This window comes from Pseudomonas sp. 8_5_2 (assembly GCF_059295255.1).
In genome coordinates this window covers 3,929,855-3,947,279 of record NZ_CM181238.1, presented here as the reverse complement: position 1 = coordinate 3,947,279, position 17,425 = coordinate 3,929,855, and the positions used below count along the sequence as shown (strand labels likewise).

17 protein-coding genes and 1 tRNA gene are annotated in these 17,425 nt (G+C 65.1%); 12 read left to right on the top strand and 6 right to left on the bottom strand.

Going from position 1 to position 17,425, the window contains the following annotated elements; all coding sequences use genetic code 11:
- The first annotated feature begins 168 nt into the window (after positions 1-168).
- The 5 genes from AC5O5R_RS18140 to AC5O5R_RS18120 all read left to right on the top strand — a co-directional run bounded on the left by AC5O5R_RS18140 (position 169) and on the right by AC5O5R_RS18120 (position 4,143).
- Positions 169-477: a PepSY domain-containing protein gene (locus tag AC5O5R_RS18140; RefSeq protein ID WP_172228398.1), complete on the top strand. Its 309-nt coding sequence runs from the start codon at positions 169-171 to the stop codon at positions 475-477.
- Positions 477-791 carry a PepSY domain-containing protein gene (locus tag AC5O5R_RS18135; protein ID WP_172228396.1) on the top strand — a complete coding sequence of 105 codons (315 nt, stop codon included), beginning with the start codon at positions 477-479 and terminating at the stop codon, positions 789-791. Before AC5O5R_RS18140 ends, AC5O5R_RS18135 begins: the two co-directional genes overlap by 1 nt.
- Positions 792-1,460, top strand: a complete 669-nt coding sequence (locus AC5O5R_RS18130) for a response regulator transcription factor (protein ID WP_172228394.1) — start codon at positions 792-794, stop codon at positions 1,458-1,460.
- On the top strand, positions 1,457-2,776 hold the full coding sequence (locus AC5O5R_RS18125; RefSeq protein ID WP_172228392.1) for an ATP-binding protein: 1,320 nt from the start codon (positions 1,457-1,459) through the stop codon (positions 2,774-2,776). The genes AC5O5R_RS18130 and AC5O5R_RS18125 overlap by 4 nt, the downstream gene beginning before the upstream one ends.
- A 212-nt stretch (positions 2,777-2,988) precedes the next feature.
- Positions 2,989-4,143, top strand: a complete 1,155-nt coding sequence (locus AC5O5R_RS18120; RefSeq protein ID WP_494514634.1) for an HPP family protein — start codon at positions 2,989-2,991, stop codon at positions 4,141-4,143.
- Here the strand turns inward: AC5O5R_RS18120 and AC5O5R_RS18115 are convergent.
- Positions 4,117-4,983: a LysR family transcriptional regulator gene (locus AC5O5R_RS18115; RefSeq protein WP_172228823.1), complete on the bottom strand. Its 867-nt coding sequence runs from the start codon at positions 4,981-4,983 to the stop codon at positions 4,117-4,119. The two genes, AC5O5R_RS18120 and AC5O5R_RS18115, sit on opposite strands and share 27 nt — an antisense overlap.
- 180 nt (positions 4,984-5,163) lie before the next feature.
- Between AC5O5R_RS18115 and AC5O5R_RS18110 the strand changes: the two genes are divergently transcribed.
- Positions 5,164-7,053: a propionyl-CoA synthetase gene (locus tag AC5O5R_RS18110; protein WP_172228821.1), complete on the top strand. Its 1,890-nt coding sequence runs from the start codon at positions 5,164-5,166 to the stop codon at positions 7,051-7,053.
- Between the two features lie 61 nt (positions 7,054-7,114).
- On the opposite strand, the gene zapE is transcribed toward AC5O5R_RS18110, so the two are convergent.
- Together zapE and AC5O5R_RS18100 are read right to left on the bottom strand one after the other, a co-directional pair.
- Positions 7,115-8,185: a cell division protein ZapE gene (gene zapE / locus AC5O5R_RS18105; protein ID WP_172228819.1), complete on the bottom strand. Its 1,071-nt coding sequence runs from the start codon at positions 8,183-8,185 to the stop codon at positions 7,115-7,117.
- A 131-nt stretch (positions 8,186-8,316) separates the two neighbouring features.
- Entirely contained in the window at positions 8,317-8,559 is a 243-nt protein-coding gene (locus tag AC5O5R_RS18100) for a hypothetical protein (protein WP_172228817.1), read from the bottom strand.
- A 260-nt stretch (positions 8,560-8,819) separates the two neighbouring features.
- Between AC5O5R_RS18100 and AC5O5R_RS18095 the strand changes: the two genes are divergently transcribed.
- A tRNA-Gln gene (locus AC5O5R_RS18095) sits at positions 8,820-8,894 on the top strand.
- Positions 8,895-9,045: 151 nt separating this feature from the next.
- Here AC5O5R_RS18095 and AC5O5R_RS18090 read toward each other — a convergent pair.
- From AC5O5R_RS18090 to AC5O5R_RS18080, 3 genes are read right to left on the bottom strand one after another with little or no spacing between them, the layout of a single operon-like run.
- The gene (locus tag AC5O5R_RS18090) at positions 9,046-11,433 is read right to left on the bottom strand and encodes a hybrid sensor histidine kinase/response regulator (protein ID WP_172228815.1); all 2,388 of its coding nucleotides are present in this window, start codon (positions 11,431-11,433) and stop codon (positions 9,046-9,048) included.
- 13 nt (positions 11,434-11,446) lie between these two features.
- Positions 11,447-11,908, bottom strand: coding sequence for a response regulator (locus AC5O5R_RS18085; protein ID WP_172228813.1), 462 nt, complete (start codon positions 11,906-11,908; stop codon positions 11,447-11,449).
- 14 nt (positions 11,909-11,922) lie between these two features.
- The gene (locus AC5O5R_RS18080) at positions 11,923-14,172 is read right to left on the bottom strand and encodes an ATP-binding protein (RefSeq protein WP_494514633.1); all 2,250 of its coding nucleotides are present in this window, start codon (positions 14,170-14,172) and stop codon (positions 11,923-11,925) included.
- Positions 14,173-14,440: 268 nt separating this feature from the next.
- On the opposite strand from AC5O5R_RS18080, the gene AC5O5R_RS18075 reads away from it, so the two are divergent.
- Genes AC5O5R_RS18075 through AC5O5R_RS18055 form a run of 5 tightly spaced genes read left to right on the top strand, consistent with a single transcriptional unit; the run spans position 14,441 to position 17,410 of the window.
- Positions 14,441-14,968, top strand: coding sequence for a Csu type fimbrial protein (locus AC5O5R_RS18075; protein WP_172286018.1), 528 nt, complete (start codon positions 14,441-14,443; stop codon positions 14,966-14,968).
- 30 nt (positions 14,969-14,998) lie between these two features.
- Complete coding sequence (locus AC5O5R_RS18070; protein WP_172226134.1) at positions 14,999-15,535, top strand: Csu type fimbrial protein; 537 nt, start codon at positions 14,999-15,001, stop codon at positions 15,533-15,535.
- An 18-nt stretch (positions 15,536-15,553) separates the two neighbouring features.
- The gene (locus AC5O5R_RS18065) at positions 15,554-16,087 is read left to right on the top strand and encodes a Csu type fimbrial protein (protein WP_172226131.1); all 534 of its coding nucleotides are present in this window, start codon (positions 15,554-15,556) and stop codon (positions 16,085-16,087) included.
- 3 nt (positions 16,088-16,090) lie between these two features.
- Positions 16,091-16,594 (top strand): Csu type fimbrial protein, encoded by a 504-nt coding sequence (locus AC5O5R_RS18060; protein WP_172226128.1) that lies wholly within the window; start codon positions 16,091-16,093, stop codon positions 16,592-16,594.
- A gap of 39 nt (positions 16,595-16,633) precedes the next feature.
- On the top strand, positions 16,634-17,410 hold the full coding sequence (locus AC5O5R_RS18055) for a fimbrial biogenesis chaperone (protein WP_172226125.1): 777 nt from the start codon (positions 16,634-16,636) through the stop codon (positions 17,408-17,410).
- Positions 17,411-17,425: the final 15 nt, after the last annotated feature.

The following is a 17,425-nucleotide window of genomic DNA, read 5'->3' as shown; positions in this document are numbered from 1 at the left end:
CTATCAGATCGACCGCCGCCCCTCATGCCTCAAGCCAGGCCCATCGCCAAGCCCCCATCGCCACGCGGCTGCGCTATCATCCCGCCAGCTGTTTTCAGGTTGAATTAAGGACCGCTGGTTAATCTTAACCCCGTAGACAACTTGCACAGTTCTCAGGAGAGAATGCCGATGAAAACCTTGACTGCCCTGTTCACCGCCGCTGCCCTTGCCCTGGGCGCCAATGCCGCATTCGCCAAGGACGTACAGCCCGACGAAGTGGTCAAACTGGTCAACGCCAAGACCATCAAGTCGCTGGACGAACTCAAGGCCGCCGCCGTGGCCAAGCACCCTGGCGCTACTGTCACCGACTCGGAGCTTGAAGACGAGTACGGCCGCTACATCTACAAGGTCGAACTGCGCGACACCCAGAACCTGGAGTGGGACGTGGCGCTGGACGCCAAGACCGGTGAAGTCCTGAAGGACGAGCGGGACAACTGATGATCCACCTACCACGCCCGGCGCGCTACCTGGCGCTGGCGCTGCTGGCCGTATGCTCCCTTGCTGCGGCCCGCGACCTTGACCAGGACGAAGCGCTGAAGCTGCGTCAGAAGGGCATCATCCTGCCGCTCGAACAACTGCTGCAAACCGCCCTGGCACGTCACCCCGGGGCGCGTTTGCTGGAGGCCGAGCTGGAAGAAGACGACGACCGCTACGAATACGAAGTAGAGGTGCTCACGGCTGAAGGTGTGGTGCGCGAGATCAAGCTCGATGCCAGCACCGGCGCCCTGCTCAAAGACGAGGAAGACGACTGAATGCGCCTGTTGCTTGTCGAGGACAATGTGCCGCTGGCTGATGAACTGACTGCCGGCCTGCAGCGCCAGGGCTATGCCGTGGACTGGCTGGCCGATGGCCGTGATGCGGTGTATCAAGGCCAGAGCGAACCGTACGACCTGATCATCCTGGACCTTGGCCTGCCGGGCCTGCCCGGCCTGGAAGTGTTGGCCCAGTGGCGCGCCGCCGGCCTGGCCACGCCGGTGCTGATCCTCACTGCCCGCGGCTCGTGGGCCGAGCGTATCGAAGGGCTGAAGGCCGGTGCCGACGATTACCTGAGCAAACCCTTTCACCCCGAGGAGCTGCAGCTGCGCATCCAGGCACTGTTGCGCCGGGCCCGCGGCCTGGCCAACCAGCCGACGCTGGAAGCCGCTGGCCTGCACCTGGATGAAAGTCGCCAGTGCGTCAGCCGCGAGGGCGTGGATATTCAGCTGACCGCCGCCGAATTTCGCCTGCTGCGCTACTTCATGCTGCATCCGCAGCAGATCCTGTCCAAGAGCCACCTGGCCGAACACCTGTACGACGGCGAAACCGAGCGCGACTCCAATGTGCTGGAAGTGCACGTCAACCACTTGCGGCGCAAGCTTGGCCGCAGTGTCATCGAAACCCGCCGTGGGCAAGGTTACATCTACGCGGGGAGTACCGGGTGAAGTCGATCCAGGCGCGCCTCAGCCTTGGCCTGGTGGCGGTGCTGGTGGTGGTCGGCGTGGTGCTGGCGCAACTGACCTTGTGGTTGTTCGAGGCCGGACTGCAGCGCTACCTGGAAAACGGCCTGCGCAAGGAAAGCGAGAACCTGCTGGTGGCCCTGGTACGTGGCCCGTCCGGGCTGCAGCTGGACGAGCGGCGTATTTCGGCGGCCTACCAGCGGCCTTTTTCCGGCTACTACTTCCGTATCGATTTCGATAACGGCACCTGGCGCTCGCGCTCGCTATGGGACCTGGACATGTCCAAGCCCTCTGCGCCGGGCCTTTCCGACAGCCATGAGCTGGGCCCGGAAGGGCAGCAGTTGCTGGCGTTGCGAGCGGACTATCGACGCTTGGGCCAGGATATCTCGATCACTGTGGCGCAAGACTATTCACCGGTGCGCGAAGGCTTTCGGCGCCTGCAGCAGATCGGCCTGGGCATGGGCCTGGTGGCGCTGATCCTGGTGCTGGTGCTGCAGCGCATTACCGTGACCCGCTCGCTACGGCCATTGGAGCGGGCGCGCCAGCAGATCGCCCAGTTGCAGCAGGGCCAGCGCTCGCAGCTGGATGCCGAGGTGCCCAGCGAGCTGGCGCCGCTGGTGGGGCAGATCAACCACCTGCTGAGCCATACCGAGGACAGCCTGCGGCGTTCGCGCAATGCCCTGGGCAACCTTGGCCATGCGCTGAAGACGCCGCTGGCGGTGTTGCTCAGCCTGGCCTCCAGCGAGCGCCTGAAAGACTTGCCCGAGGTGCGCGCGCAGATGCGTGGGCAACTGGAGCAGATCCAGCAGCGCCTGGCGCGTGAACTTAACCGGGCGCGCCTGGCGGGTGACGCGCTGCCCGGCGCGCAGTTCGATTGTGACGCCGAATTGCCCGGGCTGCTGGGGACGTTGGGCATGATTCATGGCGAAGGCCTGCTGCTGGCCAGGGATGTACCGGCCGGCTTGCTGCTGCCGTGGGACCGCGAGGACGTCCTGGAGCTGATGGGCAACTTGCTGGACAACGCCTGCAAGTGGGCTGACAGCGAAGTGCGCCTGGGCATCACGGCGGATGCCGACGGTTATCGACTGTGGGTCGATGACGATGGGCCGGGTATCCCGGAGGGCCAGCGACAGCAGGTGCTGGAGCGGGGTTCGCGGCTGGATGAGCAGGTTGACGGGCACGGCCTGGGGCTGGGCATCGTGCGCGATATCGTGGAGGCCTGGGGCGGGCAGTTGGCGCTTCTGCAAAGCCCGCTGGGCGGGTTGCGGATATGTATCGAATTGCCGCGCAAGGCTCGCTAGCGCCACTGCAATAATATTGCAGTACAGGCGCATTTTTTTGAATTAGCCCAAACCCGCACCACCCGGCAAAATCCCCCTCATGAAACCCTGCGGTTTCCATCTCTCCACGGACGGAGCCCCCTTGAAGATATTGCGCTCGCAATACAAGGCCCAGGCCAGCGCGGCTGGGCTTTCTTTTTTAACCAGCATAACCACAGATCCCGATTACCTACATGTCTGCCTCGCGTTCCGAAAGTCGTCTGCAGCGGCTGTTGCCCGCGCCCCTGAATATCCCCCCAAAAGAATGGTTGCGTGCCGGTATTGGCGGGCTGCTCGGTCTGTTCCTCGCGGGCTGGCTGACCAGCATGGCCTATGGGCCGAGCATCGCCTTGCACCTGCTGGGCCCGTTGGCGGCGTCGGCTGTGCTGGTGTTCGCGGTGCATTCCGGGCCGTTGGCGCAACCCTGGCCGGTGCTCGGCAGCTACGCCCTGGCTGGCGCGGTCGGCCTGGCCATGCGCCAGGGTTTCGGCGCCGAGCTATGGGTGGCCGCTGCTGCCTTGGGCATCTCGCTGCTGGTGATGTGCCTGCTGCGTTGCCTGCACCCGCCCGGTGGCGGGGTGGCGGTGAGTGCGGTGCTTGCCGACCCGGGCCTGACCGCGATGGGCGATCACCTGCTCGAGCCTGTGCTGCTCAATGCGCTGATCCTGGTGGTGGTGGCGATCATCTACAACCGGCTGACGGGCGTGCGTTACCCCAAAGGTGCGCTGCCGCGCAAAGACCTGCACCACACCCATGACCCGCTGCCCAGCGAGCGGGTCGGCATCCGCAGCGAAGACCTGGACCAGGCCCTGGAGGAGCTGGGTGAATTTGTCGACGTCACCCGCGATGAACTGGAGCGCATCATCCTGGCCACCGAGCAGCACGCCCTGCAGCGCAGCCTTGGCGGCATCACTGCGGGCTCGGTGATGGCCCGCGATGTACAGTTCGCCTCGCCCGATACCACCCTGGAGCAGGCCTGGAAAATGCTGGCCAGCCACCACCTGAAAACCCTGCCGGTGCTGCAGCAGGGCAAACTGGTCGGCATCGTCAGCCTCAGCGACCTGGTCGGCCCGGCCATGCAGCGTGGTGGTCGCGGCTGGCGCGGGCTGTTTGGCCGCAAGGTGGTGCGCATGGAGCAGGTGATGAGCCGGCGGGTCATCAGTGTCAGCAGTCAGCACCCGCTGGACCACCTGCTGCCGCTATTGTGTGAGCAGGGTCTGCATTGCCTGCCGGTGCTCGAGGGTGACACGCTGGTCGGGGTGATCACCCAGACCGACCTGATTGCCGGCCTCAAGCGCCAGTTGCTCAGCAAGGCCGAAGCCTCAGATAGCCGGGTCCCAACGCTGTGACCAGTCGCTGGCGCCGGCGGCCACTAGCCGGCGCAGGATGGCAAAGGCCTGTTGCAGGGCGCCGCTGTCGCGCTTGCGCGGGTAAACCAGGAAAGTCGGGTAGGTGAACTCCGGCGCCTGCGGTACGCGCTCGAACACCCCACGGTCCAGGTAGGCCTGCACCACCCGGGTGCGGAAGTAGCCACTGCCGCCCTGGTCGAGAATGAACTGCAGGGCCAGCGGCCCCAGGTTGAAGCTCAGCGCCGGGCGTGCGCAGTCGGGCAGGGCGGCATCGTGCTGGCGGCGGAAGGCTTCGCCCCAGTCGATGTAGATATAAGGGTCTGGCTGGTCGACCCGGCGCACGCGGATTAGTTTCTCTTCCATCAACTGCTCCACCTGCAAGCCTGGCCCGTAGGTCGGCTGGTAGACCAGCGCAGCGTCCAGCAGGCCCATTTCGACCTTGCGCAGCAACGACTCGCCGTCACTGACCTCACTGCGAATGGCATGGGTGGGCAGCTCGCGGTGCAGGGCGCTGACCCAGTCGAGCATCATCGGGTTGCCCAGGCTCACCTCACCCCCCACATGCAGCACCTGCTGGCAGCCTTCGGGCAGTGGCAGATCGCGGCGCGCTGCTTCCCAGGTCTGTACCAGCTGGTTGGCATAGCTGACGAACGCCTCGCCGTCGCTGGTCAGGCTGGCGCCGCTGCGGCTGCGCACGAACAGCTGGCAGCCCAGTTGCTGCTCCAGGCGTTGTACACGGGCGGTGATTGCGGTCTGTGACACGAACAGGCGTTCGGCGGCGGCGACCAGGCTGCCGCAACGCACGACTTCCAGAAAAGTACGGGCCTGATCGATATCCATGAGCTGCTCGGTGGCTGAGGGGTGGCCTATTCTAGAGGCTTTGCACTGTTGTGGGGCGTTTTTGCCGTTGTCTGCAAATTTGCAGGTCGGTTGTGACTTTAGTCCCATGGCGACGCGGGTGTAGCGGTCCATACTCAAGATTCGCCCTTCAATAACAACAAGTACCGGGTCCCCTTCGATATGAGCTACCAGCACAGCTACGCCCACTCCATTTCCGACCCTGCCGCATTCTGGGCGGAACAGGCCGCGCACCTGGCCTGGCACCGCAAGCCTGCCCTCACACTGCAGGAAAACGCCGACGGTACCCATCGCTGGTTCGCCGATGGTCGCCTGAACAGTTGCTACCTGGCCCTCGATCACCAGATCGAACAGGGCCGTGGCGAGCAGTTGGCGCTGATCTACGATTCGCCGGTAACCGGCATGCAGCAGACCTACACCTACCACCAGCTGCGCGACGAGGTGGCACGCCTGGCCGGCTTGCTGCGCCAGCTGGGGGTGAACAAGGGTGACGGGGTGATCATCTACATGCCCATGGTGCCGCAGGCGGCCATGGCCATGCTGGCCTGCGCGCGGATTGGCGCGGTGCACTCGGTGGTGTTCGGCGGCTTTGCTGCCAACGAGCTGGCGTTGCGCATCGACGACGCCCGGCCGACGCTGCTGCTGACGGCGTCCTGCGGGGTGGAGTTCGACCGGGTGATCGAATACAAGCCGCTGGTCGACCGCGCGCTGCAACTGGCCCGCCACCAGCCGCGCAAGGTGCTGCTGCTGCAACGGCCGCAAGCGCCTGCAGACCTGCAGCCAGGCCGCGATCTGGACTGGCAGGCGGCGATGGCCAGTGCCAGGCCTGTAGCGCCGGTCGAGCTGGATGCCGCAGACCCGCTGTACATCATGTATACCTCGGGTACCACCGGGAAACCCAAGGGTATCGTCCGCGAAAACGGCGGCAATGCCGTGGCGCTGTGCTATGCCATGCGTCATATCTACGGCATGCAGGCTGGCGATGTGTGGTGGGGAATCTCCGATGTGGGCTGGGTAGTTGGCCATTCACTGATCGTGTACGGGCCGTTGATGAGCGGTTGCACCACGGTGTTCTACGAAGGCAAGCCAATCCGCACCCCGGACGCCTCGGCCTACTGGCGGGTGGTGCAGCAGTACAAGGTCAACGCGCTGTTCTGCGCGCCCACCGCCATGCGCGCGATCCGCAAGGAAGACCCGGAGGGCGAGCTGATCCGCAGGCACGACCTCAGCTCGCTGCGCCAGCTGTTCCTGGCTGGGGAAAAGCTCGATTCCAGTACCCACGAATGGCTGCAACGTGTCAGCGGCAAACCGGTACACGACCATTGGTGGCAGACCGAGACCGGCTGGCCGGTTACCGCGCCTTGCGTAGGGCTGGACGGCAGCGCGGCGAAACCGGGTTCCAGCAACCGCGCCGTGCCGGGCTATCACGTGCAGGTGGTGGATGACGATGGACACCTGGTGGGCCCCAACCACCAGGGTTCTATCGTCATCGCGCTGCCATTGCCGCCCGGGTGCAGCCAGACGCTGTGGGGCGACCACGAGCGTTACCTGCAGGCTTACCTGCGCACCTACCCGGGGTATTACCACACGGGCGATGGCGGTTATCTGGACGATGACGGGTTCGTCTACATCATGGGGCGCACGGATGACGTGATCAACGTGTCCGGGCACCGGCTGTCTACCGGCGAAATGGAGGACCTGGTGGCGCGGCACCCGGCAGTGGCGGAATGCGCGGTGATTGGCGTACATGATGAAATCAAGGGGCAGGTGCCGTTGGCACTGGTGGTGCTGAAGGATGGGGAGGGCATTGCCGAGGCGCAGTTGCTGGTCGACCTGGTAGGCAGCGTGCGCGAGGAGATTGGCCCGTTGGCGTGTTTCAACCGGGTGCGGCTGGTGAAGCGGCTGCCCAAGACCCGCTCGGGGAAAATTCTTCGCGCGGTGCTGCGCAAGATTGCCGACGGGCAGGACTATGTGCCGCCATCGACCCTGGATGATCCGGCGGTGCTGGGCGAGATCGAGGCGGTGCTGGCGGATTTGCCCAGGGCGGGCTGATTGACCCCGCCGGCCTCTTCGCGGGCCTGCCCGCCAAGAGGCCGGTACGGCCCGACCAGTACTAAAGCCCTGTCTGGTGCAGTTGTCCCAGCCGGCTGCGCGTACGCATCAGGTCGGCCAGCGGCCCGCCCAGGCTCTCTTCCAGCGGCCGTGTACCGATCAGTGTCAGCTGCCGGTCCTGGTCATACAGCACGTCCACCAGGTTGACGAAGCGCTGCTGAGCGGCCAGCGAGCACTCAGACAGGTCATCCAGTCCATCGATGATCCACTCGTCGTACTGCCCGGCCAGCACCAGGTAGTCGATCACCGCCGTGGCCTTCTCGCAAAGGTCGTCAAAGGCCAGCACCACCCGCCGGCCATCGGTGGCCAACGCGCGCAACGGGCGCTTGTTCACCTCCAGCATCACCGGGCATTGCGCAGGCACGTTCAGGGCCTGGCGCTGCTCCGCATTCCCTGGCCAGACATAGTGGCCCTGGGTAAAACGCTGATGCTCACGGTTGGCCGGCAGGCTGCGAAAGTCCGTGTCGCCGCCCACTTCCAGCACTTGCATGGCGCTGTTGATCAGGCGGATCACCGGCAGGAAGCGCTCATGGTACAGCGGGTTGGGCAACAGCCCTTCGGGGGCATAGTTGGAGGTCACCAGCAGGAATACCCCGCGCGCGAACAGGGCCTTGAACAGGCGGGTGAGCAGCATGGCATCGCCAATGTCATGCACATGGAACTCGTCGAAGCACAGTACCCGGCAGTCGCCCACCAGCTCGTCCAGGGTTGCGCCCAGCGCATCATCCAGCGCACGGTGGCGATGCATGCCCTGGTGCAGGCGGGCAAAGAAGTCATGAAAATGCAGCCGCTGCTTGGCCTCGACCGGCACCGCCTGGAAAAAGCCATCGAGCAGCCAGCTTTTGCCCCGGCCCACCGAGCCATACAGGTAAAGGCTGCGGGGCTGCCCTTGCTCCAGCTGCGCCAGTTGCTCAGCCATGCACTCGATCACCCGGCGCTGGCCTTGGCTGAGCTGGTAACCACGGCTTTGCGCCTTGTCCTCGAACCAGCCGAGCAGTTCGCTCTGGTGGTTGGCGGCGCCGCGCAGGCGTTGGCCGAGCTGGCGTAGCGGGGCTGGGATCCAGGCAGACAAAGGCAACGCTCCTTGGGCGATGACGGGGGAGTGCGCAGCTTGCCCGACGGCGGCCATTTTGACCAATACAGAAAGTGCCCGGCAATCATCACCTCACCCGATAGGTCCGGTCACCTGCCTACGCCCGCGCGCTAAGCCTTGCGCTCCAGCTGGCGTTCGATCATGTACTTCACCGCCAACCGGCGTTCCTTCAGGTGGCGCAGGTCTTCGTCGACAAAGTTGCCGGCCGATATCGACTCGGCGGCCAGCACCTGGTTGTCGATGTCCATGTACTCGTCCAGCAGGCGGTCGAGCTTCTGGTCCTGTTGGCGGCGCTGCTGGACGATTTCGCGCGGGTAGTGCAGGTCCTGGTAGAGGTCGTGGGAGACAGGCATGGGTTCCTCCTTGGTCAATGCAGTTGGCTCACTTGATTGGAAGGGAGGAATGCGATTCTGTTAAAGCGGAGCGGGGGGAAAGCGACGGATGGTAGCGGCGCGCAGGGCGCAGATGACTAACCCGCTGTTTTTTGGCAATTTTTTTCATCAGGGGGTTCACAGATCGAAACTTTGTTGTTAAAGTGCCGCGCATTCCAAGACAACAACCCAGTTGTCACTCAGTTGGAATTGTCAGAGCAGCCAAGCGCTGTATCCGATACAGGGGCGTCGCCAAGCGGTAAGGCAGCAGGTTTTGATCCTGCCATGCGTTGGTTCGAATCCAGCCGCCCCTGCCATTTTCCAGATTCAAACGTATTTAGCCCGGTGCTTGGAAAGATAAGCACTGGGCTTTGTCGTTTCTGTCATTTCTCCGCAACCTCTGTAGGAGCGGCCTTGTGTCGCGAAGGGCTGCGCAGCAGCCCCACTGCACGGTGAGTCTACCCTGGGCTAGCCGGAAATCCCCAGCATCTCGTTCAGCACCCGGGCCAGCTCATCGGCCTGCACCGGCTTCTGGATCACCAGGCTGCCCGGTAACTCCAACCCTTGGAGCTCGGCATACCCGGTCAGAAATACCACCGGCAGGTGCGGGTAGCGATCGCGTGCCGCCAGCGCCAGTTGTGCGCCGTTGAACTCGGGCATGGCAAAGTCGGTAAGCAGCAGGTCGATCTCGTCATCCAGCAGTGCCAGGGCCTGTTCGCCGCTGTGTGCCTGCAGCACCTGGTAGCCGTACTGGCGCAGCACATCGCCAAGCATGTCGCGCACCAGGTGGTCGTCATCCACCAGCAGTACCGTGCGGTTACCGCCGCTTTCGCTGAGCGGCTGGCTAAGTACCGGCGCCACGGCTTCGCTGACGATCTCACCTTTCACTGCCGGCAGGTAAACCGCCACCTGCGTGCCGCGCCCCGGGGTGGTATCGATCCGTACGCCCCCCCCGGACTGCTTGGCAAAACCGAACACCTGGGCCAGGCCCAGGCCCGAGCCCTTGCCGATGTCCTTGGTGGTGAAGAACGGCTCGAACACCTTGCCCAGCACCTCTTCGCTCATGCCGCAGCCGGTATCGCGGATACTCAGCATCACGTACTCACCGGGGTCCGGGTCTTCCGGGCGCTGCGGTCGGGCGTCGATGGAGGTGTTGCGGGTCGACAGGGTCAGCTGGCCGCCGTCCGGCATGGCGTCGCGGGCATTGATCGCCAGGTTGAGGATGATCATCTCGGTCTGGGTCGGGTCGGTCAGCGCCTGCCACAGCGTCTGGTCCAGATCCAGGCGTACCGACACGTTACCGCCCAGGGTGCGGCGCAGCAGCTCTTCCAGCCCGGCAAGGGTGCGGTTCAGGTTCAGCGCTACCGGTTCCAGGCGTTGGCGCCGGGAGAAGGCCAGCAGCTGCGAGGTGAGTTTGGCCCCGCGTTCGCCGGCTTCGCGGACGTGGGTGAGGCGGGTGCGGGCTTTGTCCAGGTCGCCCTTGTTCAGGTCACGTTCGAGGAAGCTGGCACCCGTGAGAATTACCGTCAGCAGGTTGTTGAAGTCGTGGGCCACGCCAGCCGTCAGCTGGCCGACCGCTTCCAGCCGTTGCATCTGCTGCAGCGCAGCCTCGATACGCTCGCGCTCGTTGATCTGCTCGCGCAGGCGCGCGTTGGCTTCGGCCAAGTCCAGGGCGGCTTCGCGCTCGCTGGTGATATCACGCGCCACCACGTACAGCAGGGTGTCCTCCGGCACTACCACCCAGGACAACCAGCGCTGCTGGCCACCGGCATGCAGGATGCGCCCGACGAAGCGCACACTGGTGCGGCCGTGGGAGAGGGCGGCCAGTTCGGTGAGCAGCAGTTCCTGGTCAGGCTCGGGCAGCAGATGCAGCAAGGACGACTGGCTCAAGCGCTCGCGTGAGAACCCCAGGCTGGCTTCCCAGGCGGGGTTGAGCGCGACCGGGGTCAGGTCCTTGTTCAGCACCGCCAGCAAGTCCTGTGACAGCTCCCAGGCGCGGTCACGCTCGCGGGTGCGTCGCTCGACCCGCTCGCCAAGCATTTCGTTCAGCTGGCGCAGCGCCTGGGTGGCGAGGCGTTGGCTGTGGATGTCCTGCAGCACCCCGGAAAAACGCACGCATTGGCCGTCGACGAACTGACTCTGGCCACTGCTGAGCAACCAGTGTGGGTCCAGGCCTGCAGGCTGGGCGATGCGGAACTCGACCCGATACTGGCCACCGCTCTCGGGGCGCATGGCGTATTCCACCGCCTCACGGACCATTTGCAGGTCGTCGGGGTAGATGCCGGCGTAAAACACCTCAAGCGTCATGTCGGTGCCGGTGGGCAGGCCGAACAACGTCTTGCAGCGGTCATCCCAGAGCAACAGACCTTCTTGCGGGCGCAGGTCCCAGGTGCCCATGCCGGCGGCGTCGATGGCAATGCGTGCGCGTGCCTCGACATCGGCCAGGGCCTCTTCGGCGCGGCGCCGGCGCTGGCGCTCCTGCACCTCGGTCAAGGCGCGGCGCACGGCCTTGGGCAGCAGCGGCAGGTTTTTCTTCAGGACATAGTCGGTAGCGCCCAGGCGGATCATTTCCACCGCGTGTTCTTCGCCGTAGATGCCGGACAGGAAGATGAACGGGGTGTCCGGTGCCAGGCGCTGGGCGATGGCCAGCACTTCGGTACCGGACGAGCCCGGCAGCACGCAGTCGCACAGGATCAGGTCGTAGCCGGCCTCGCGCAGGGCATGCTCGACGCCGACATGGTCGAACACCAGTTGCGCCTGCACATGCAGCCCGCTGCGCTCCAGGCGCATGAGGGTCAGCTCGGCGTCCATCGAGCTGTCTTCGACCATCAGTAGTTTCAGTGGCGTTTGCTGCATCGTTGCGGGAGCCTCAGTTGCTACCGCGACGGTTCAGACGCAGGGAGCCGGGTGGTGGTTCGTTGAGCACCGCCCAAAATACCCCGAGGTCGGAGATGGCGGCGACAAATTCCTTGAATTCCACGGGCTTGACCACGTACGCGTTCACCCCCAGTTCATAGGCGCGCAACAGGTCGGGCTCTTCGCGCGAGGACGTCAGCATCACGGTCGGGATGCTGCGCAGGTCGGCGGTGGCGCGCACTTCCTTCAACACTTCCAGGCCGTCGACCTTGGGTAGCTTCAGGTCCAGCAATAACACGGCGGGGTTGCCGTCGTCACGTTCGGCGTAGGCATTGCGGCGCAGCAGGTAATCGAGTGCGTCGGCCCCGTCACGCAGCACGATGACTTCGTTGGCCAACTGGCTACGCTCCAGGGCCAGGAGCGTCAGCTCCAGGTCCCGTGGGTTGTCTTCGACCAGCAGGATGGGTTTGAGCATGGGATTTCGGTGCCTCAGGTAGTTACGGGTTGGCGCGGTAGGGAAAAGTGAAAACTGGCGCCCTGGTCGATCTGGCCCTCGGCCCAGACGCGGCCGTCATGGCGCTCGATGATGCGGCGCACACTTGCCAGGCCAATCCCTGTGCCTTCGAAGTCTTCCATGCGGTGCAAGCGCTGAAACACGCCGAACAGTTTACCGGCATAGGCCATGTCGAAACCTACGCCGTTGTCGCGGATGCAGATTTCGGTTTCGCCCGGATGCTCCACCGCGCTCACTGTAATGCGCGCGGGCTCGCGGCCGCGGGTGTACTTGATGGCATTGGCAATGAGGTTGTGCAATGCCAGGTTGATGAACGCCGGGTCGCCGATCACTTTAGGCAGCGGGGCGATCTCCCAGATGATCTCGCGGCCTTGGTAGTCCGGTGCCAGTTCGTTGCGGATCGCCTCGACCAGGGCATTGAGGTCGACGTCCGACATGCGCAGGGCGGAGCGGCCCATTTGCGAAAAATTGAGCAGGTTGTCCACCAGGCTGCCGGCGAACTGTGCGGCTTCGCCGATATGGTGCAAGAAGCGCCTGCCACGCTCGCTCAGCCCCTGGCCTTCGATCTCGCCCAGCAGTTCGGTGTAGCCGGCAATGTGCCGCAACGGCGCACGCAGATCGTGGGACACGCTGTAGGAGAACGCTTCGAGTTCTTTGTTCGAGCGGCGCAGTTCGCCGGCCAGCTGGGCCAGCTCCTCGGCTTTGCGCAGGACGATGCCGAGCACGGCGGTGCGCAGTTCCTGCACGCCTTCGACGACCAGTGGGTGCCAGGGTTCGCAGTAGCCGTGCAGTTGTTCCTGCCAGCGCTCGAAACTGTGCCGGGGGTCGAGCTGGCCCTGCGGGCCGGCCTGTTTGATTGGCTGGCCGGCCCAGTTCACCGTGCGCACCTGCTCGGGGCGGAACCACAGCAGGTAGTGCGAGTGGATCTGCGAGATGGCCACCGCCAGCACGCCGCCGGCATGCCGCGCGAGCTCGGGGAGCTCGTCGATGTCGCGGCGCAGGTTGTCGCTCTGAAACACGCCTTCTTCGCCACGCTGGCCCAGCCAGTGCACCAGTGCCGTCACCTGCGCAGCGGGCGGGGTCTTGCCGAACAGGTCGCAACGCTCGGCCGAGATCACCGCAGCACCTTGGGCGCCAGCGAAGGCCAGCAGCACGTCGGGCAGCTCGCGCAGGCCGTCGCCGACGCTGTCGTGGTCGGCCATGGACGAGATCATGCGCACGATGTGCTGGCGCAGGTCCAGCAGCTTGCGTGTGCTGGCGTGGGCTTCTCGCGATTCGATCTGCAACGAAAGCACGCTGGCCAGCAGTTCGCTGGCGGTGCGCGTGCGCAAGTCCACGGTGCGCGGCTGCTGGTGGTGGCACGACACCAGCCCCCACAGCTTGCCGTCGACCACGATCGACAGCGACATCGAAGCCAGGGTGCCCATGTTGCGCATGTACTGCAGGTGCACCGGCGACACGCTGCGCAGTGCGGCAAAGCTCATGTCCAGGGCCTTGCCGGTACGCGGGTTGGCGGCGGGCAGCAGTGGGGAAGGCTGATAGTTGGCATCCTCGATTACGCGGATGCGGTTGACCCGGTACAGCTCGCGCGCCTGGCGCGGGATGTCCGAGGCCGGGAAGCACAGGCCCAGATAGCTGGGGTAGCCTGGGTCGGCCACTTCGGCCAGCACCTGGCCGTTGCCCTCGGCATCGAAGCGGTAGGCCTTGACCCGGCCGAAGCCGGTGATGCGCTTCAGTTGCACCACCGTCTGCTGCAGCAGTTCTTCGAGGCTGCCCGCCAGGTGCACGGTGCTGACAAAGCTGCGCACCAGCGGGTAGTAGTCACCTTGCCCGGCCAGGTCTGCCGGCAGGCGCGGGGGTTCGAATTCGGTAATCAGGACCTGGTCGTGACGGTGCGCCAGCAGATGCAGCGGGGCGCTGAATGGCGCGCCCTGGCGCAGGTGCACGTCGCCGATATGGAACGGGAACGCTTCGTCTTCCGGTAGCCGCGCAAGGTGCCCGCGCAGGTCGAAGGCGTCGCTGACCAGATCGGCGAAGCGGTAGCCGATCAGTTCCCTGGCGGGTATGCCCAACCACTGTTCGACGTTCTCGCTGGCCTGCAGCACGCGCAAATCGGTTTCGTCCAGCACCAGCAGGAAGCCATGCGGCTGGACGCTGCCTGGCACCTGGATCGGTTCCAGGGCACAACGCTCCACGGCTTGGGCAAGCGTGCTGTCTGCGGTCATCAATGAAAACGCTCCTGTCATGTCGGTCCATGCTTGCCGCATGAGTCTGAGGCAGGATGATGGTGATACACCCTACCAGAATATCCACGCGGACACCGGCCTTTGGCTATTGGAGGCACGAGGAGGCAGAGGGGTTCGGCGCGTTGCGGTTTTTTTTTCGAAGGGGCTATCGCTTTGTTGCTAGCACAAAAAAACGGCTTGGCGCCGCCGCAATACTGGCGTCTCGCTGCTACGCTCAAATTCAGCATAAAGTGATAAGGATAACGAGGTGACGGAACGCTTCCTGGCCGCGCTGTTGGGCCTGTTGTTGAGCGGCAGTGCCATGGCGGCAGACTTCCTGGTGGAAGTACGGGTACTGGTGCAGCGCGGCTGCATGCTGGTCAACCAGACTCGCGATGCCGGTGCGCAGGCGCTGGGGCAGATCGACCTGGGCGCCGCCGCACGGCTGGATGGCCCGGATGCGCCGCTTGCGGGTGCGTTGCTTGGTCAGCGCCCGCCGCGCCTGGAATGCAACCCCGACACCCCCTACCAAGTGCGCGTCGACGGCGGCCAGCATGGCGGTGTCGGTGAGGTACGCTTCCTGGCCAGCGATGACGCCAAGGCCCGGCCGATCCCTTATCGCCTGTACCGTGACGCCGCCTGGCGCGAGCCCTTGGCGGTGAACGTGGCGCAGTCGGCGCGGGTTCCGGACAGCGGCTCGGTCGAGCTGCCGCTGTATGCCCGTATCGACAAGCTGGCCTGGGTGCCGAACGCCGGCCGGTATGCCGACCTGCTCAAAGTCACGGTCACCTGGTAGGGACGTCACCATGCACAAGGATGCGACGCCATGAATCGTACCTCGATCCTGCTGCTTACCCTCGGCCCGCTGCTGGTCCCCGGCGGTGCGGCGCATGGCACCAGCACCGGGTTCATCCAGGCGCGGCTGGTGATCAGCGCGGCTTGCCAGATCAGCAGCAACGAGACGCAACCGGCCACCCTGGGCAACCCTGGCCTGCTGGACTTTGGCGAGCGTGGCCCGAACTGGGATCAGCCCTTGCGCAGCCGGGTCGATGAAGTGAGTGGGGAGGGCAGCCTGCAGATCAGCTGCACGCCTGAGGTGCGGGCTTTCAATGTGCGCATCAATGGCGGCCAGAATGGCGACGATGGCGTCCGCCGCCTGAGCAATGGTCGTGAACTGATCCCCTACCAATTGGCGGTCGACCCCGGCGGCAACAGCCGCTACGGCATCGGCCAGGCACGTGCCTTCACCATCAACAGCACCCAGCAGATACCGATCCCCATCTACGGTGTGGTAGTGGCGCAACCGCGCGCGCTGCCGGCCGGGCTGTACCGCGACACCCTCAGGGTGACTCTGGACTGGTAACAACGCAAGGAGACTCCGATGCGAACGAACCTCTCACGCTGCATCCTCGCCGGTCTGGGCCTGGCCCTGGCCTCTCAGGCCCAGGCCGCCACGGTGACCGGGACCATCAGCTCGACGCTGACCTTGATTGCAGCGTGTCAGGTCAATGGCAGCTCGGGTACCTCGGGGCTGAATTTCGGTAGCTTGAACTTCGGTACCCAGGACGCCTTGTTCGGCACTGCCGACGCCCAGGTGCTGGGCGGTACCGGCGCGGCGATGAGCATTCTCTGCTCGGCCGGCACGATACCGGCGATTCGCGTGCGCGCCGGGGCCCACGATGGCCAGTCGACCGGCGGCACCCGCGCGCTGGCAGATGGCGCCGGCAACTTCGTGCCGTACGACTTCTACACCGACTCCGGGCACACGCAGGTGCTGAATATTGACGCCACCATCACCCTACCGACCAGCACCGGTGTGGCGCAGCCCGTCAACCTGTACGGCCAGGCACGGGGCAAGGCGGGGCTGCCGGCCGGGGTCTACACCGACACGGTAGCCGTCGAGCTGTCCTTCTGAGCCATGCGTGCCTGGCTGGCAGGTGGCCTGACCGGCCTTGGCGTACTGCTGGCCGCGCCCTTGGACGCGGCAACCACCAGCACCTTCACGGTGACGGCGCAGATTGCCGCCGGCTGCCTGGTGGTCGGCGGTGTGACCAGTTACGGGGTGCTCAACTACGGCTCGCAGTCGGCGCTGTCCACCGGCATTCTCAGCACCGCCCTGGGCGGCAGCATGGTGACCTTCCAGTGCACGCCGGGCGTGGCCATGAGCATGAGCGTGGACGGTGGCCAGAACAGCGCGAGCGGCACGCGCAACCTCAAACGCTCCAGCGGTACCCAGGTGCTGGCGTACCAGTTGTACCGGGACGCGGCCTACAGCCAGACCCTGGGCATAGGGCAGAGCGTGGCCGTCAGCTATTCCGACCCGACGGCCATCAGGCTGCCGGTGTACGGGCGGGTTCAACTGACGGGCACGCTGCCGGCAGGGACCTACACCGATGTGGTCCAAGTGACGGTGACCTGGTGAAGCCAGCGCCACCAATGACAAGAGTCTAAGGAGAGCTTCATGGGGGCAGGCGCGAAGTGGGCGCGTGGATTGATCGGTTTGTTGTGGCTGGCAAGCCTGCCAGCCGGGGCGGCTACCTCGGTGCTGATCTGGCCGATCGACCCGGTGCTGGAGGCCGACCAGAAAGCCGGGGCCCTGTGGCTGGAAAATCGCGGCACCGCGCCGGCCAACTTGCAGGTGCGGGTGTTCGCCTGGCGCCAGGGTGATTACCAGGAACAGTTCCAGGCACAGCGCGAGATCATCGGCAGCCCCCCGATGGCCAACATCGCCCCCGGGCAGAAGCAGCTGATCCGCCTGACCCGCACCGGCCCTTCGCCGGCCGGTCAGGAGCAGGCCTACCGGATCATCATCGACGAAATCCCGCCCGCCATCCCGGTCGACAAGGCCGAGCCTGGCACCACCGCCGCCATTCGCCTGCAGATGCGCTATTCGGTGCCGCTGTTCGTCTATGGCGAGGGTTTGTGGGGCAAGGCCGACCCCGAGGGCAATCGCAATGCCGAAGGCGTGGGCAAGCCGCAGCTCAGCTGGCAGCCGGTGACGGTGCAGGGCAAGCCTTATGTGGAATTGCGCAATACCGGTCCGGTGCATGCGCGCCTGACCGATGTAGTGGTGCAGCAGGGCAGCCAGGCCAAGCCGCTGGCCGAGGGGCTGCTGGGCTACGTGCTGCCGGGTGCCAGCATGCGCTGGCCTGCACCGGTGGCCCCGAACAGTGGCAGCGTGCTCAAAGGGCGGGTGAACGGGCAAAGCAACGCGGACGCGATCCGCCAAGGCCAATGAGCCAGCGACTGAATG

What these genes read in the sequence shown, in the direction of transcription:
- AC5O5R_RS18140 (WP_172228398.1), top strand. Translation starts at nt 169, where the DNA reads ATGAAAACCTTGACTGCCCTGTTCACCGCCGCTGCCCTTGCCCTGGGC.
- AC5O5R_RS18135 (WP_172228396.1), top strand. Translation starts at nt 477, where the DNA reads ATGATCCACCTACCACGCCCGGCGCGCTACCTGGCGCTGGCGCTGCTG.
- AC5O5R_RS18130 (WP_172228394.1), top strand. Translation starts at nt 792, where the DNA reads ATGCGCCTGTTGCTTGTCGAGGACAATGTGCCGCTGGCTGATGAACTG.
- AC5O5R_RS18120 (WP_494514634.1), top strand. Translation starts at nt 2,989, where the DNA reads ATGTCTGCCTCGCGTTCCGAAAGTCGTCTGCAGCGGCTGTTGCCCGCG.
- AC5O5R_RS18115 (WP_172228823.1), bottom strand. Translation starts at nt 4,983, where the DNA reads ATGGATATCGATCAGGCCCGTACTTTTCTGGAAGTCGTGCGTTGCGGC.
- AC5O5R_RS18110 (WP_172228821.1), top strand. Translation starts at nt 5,164, where the DNA reads ATGAGCTACCAGCACAGCTACGCCCACTCCATTTCCGACCCTGCCGCA.
- AC5O5R_RS18100 (WP_172228817.1), bottom strand. Translation starts at nt 8,559, where the DNA reads ATGCCTGTCTCCCACGACCTCTACCAGGACCTGCACTACCCGCGCGAA.
- AC5O5R_RS18090 (WP_172228815.1), bottom strand. Translation starts at nt 11,433, where the DNA reads ATGCAGCAAACGCCACTGAAACTACTGATGGTCGAAGACAGCTCGATG.
- AC5O5R_RS18085 (WP_172228813.1), bottom strand. Translation starts at nt 11,908, where the DNA reads ATGCTCAAACCCATCCTGCTGGTCGAAGACAACCCACGGGACCTGGAG.
- AC5O5R_RS18080 (WP_494514633.1), bottom strand. Translation starts at nt 14,172, where the DNA reads ATGACCGCAGACAGCACGCTTGCCCAAGCCGTGGAGCGTTGTGCCCTG.
- AC5O5R_RS18070 (WP_172226134.1), top strand. Translation starts at nt 14,999, where the DNA reads ATGAATCGTACCTCGATCCTGCTGCTTACCCTCGGCCCGCTGCTGGTC.
- AC5O5R_RS18065 (WP_172226131.1), top strand. Translation starts at nt 15,554, where the DNA reads ATGCGAACGAACCTCTCACGCTGCATCCTCGCCGGTCTGGGCCTGGCC.
- AC5O5R_RS18060 (WP_172226128.1), top strand. Translation starts at nt 16,091, where the DNA reads ATGCGTGCCTGGCTGGCAGGTGGCCTGACCGGCCTTGGCGTACTGCTG.
- AC5O5R_RS18055 (WP_172226125.1), top strand. Translation starts at nt 16,634, where the DNA reads ATGGGGGCAGGCGCGAAGTGGGCGCGTGGATTGATCGGTTTGTTGTGG.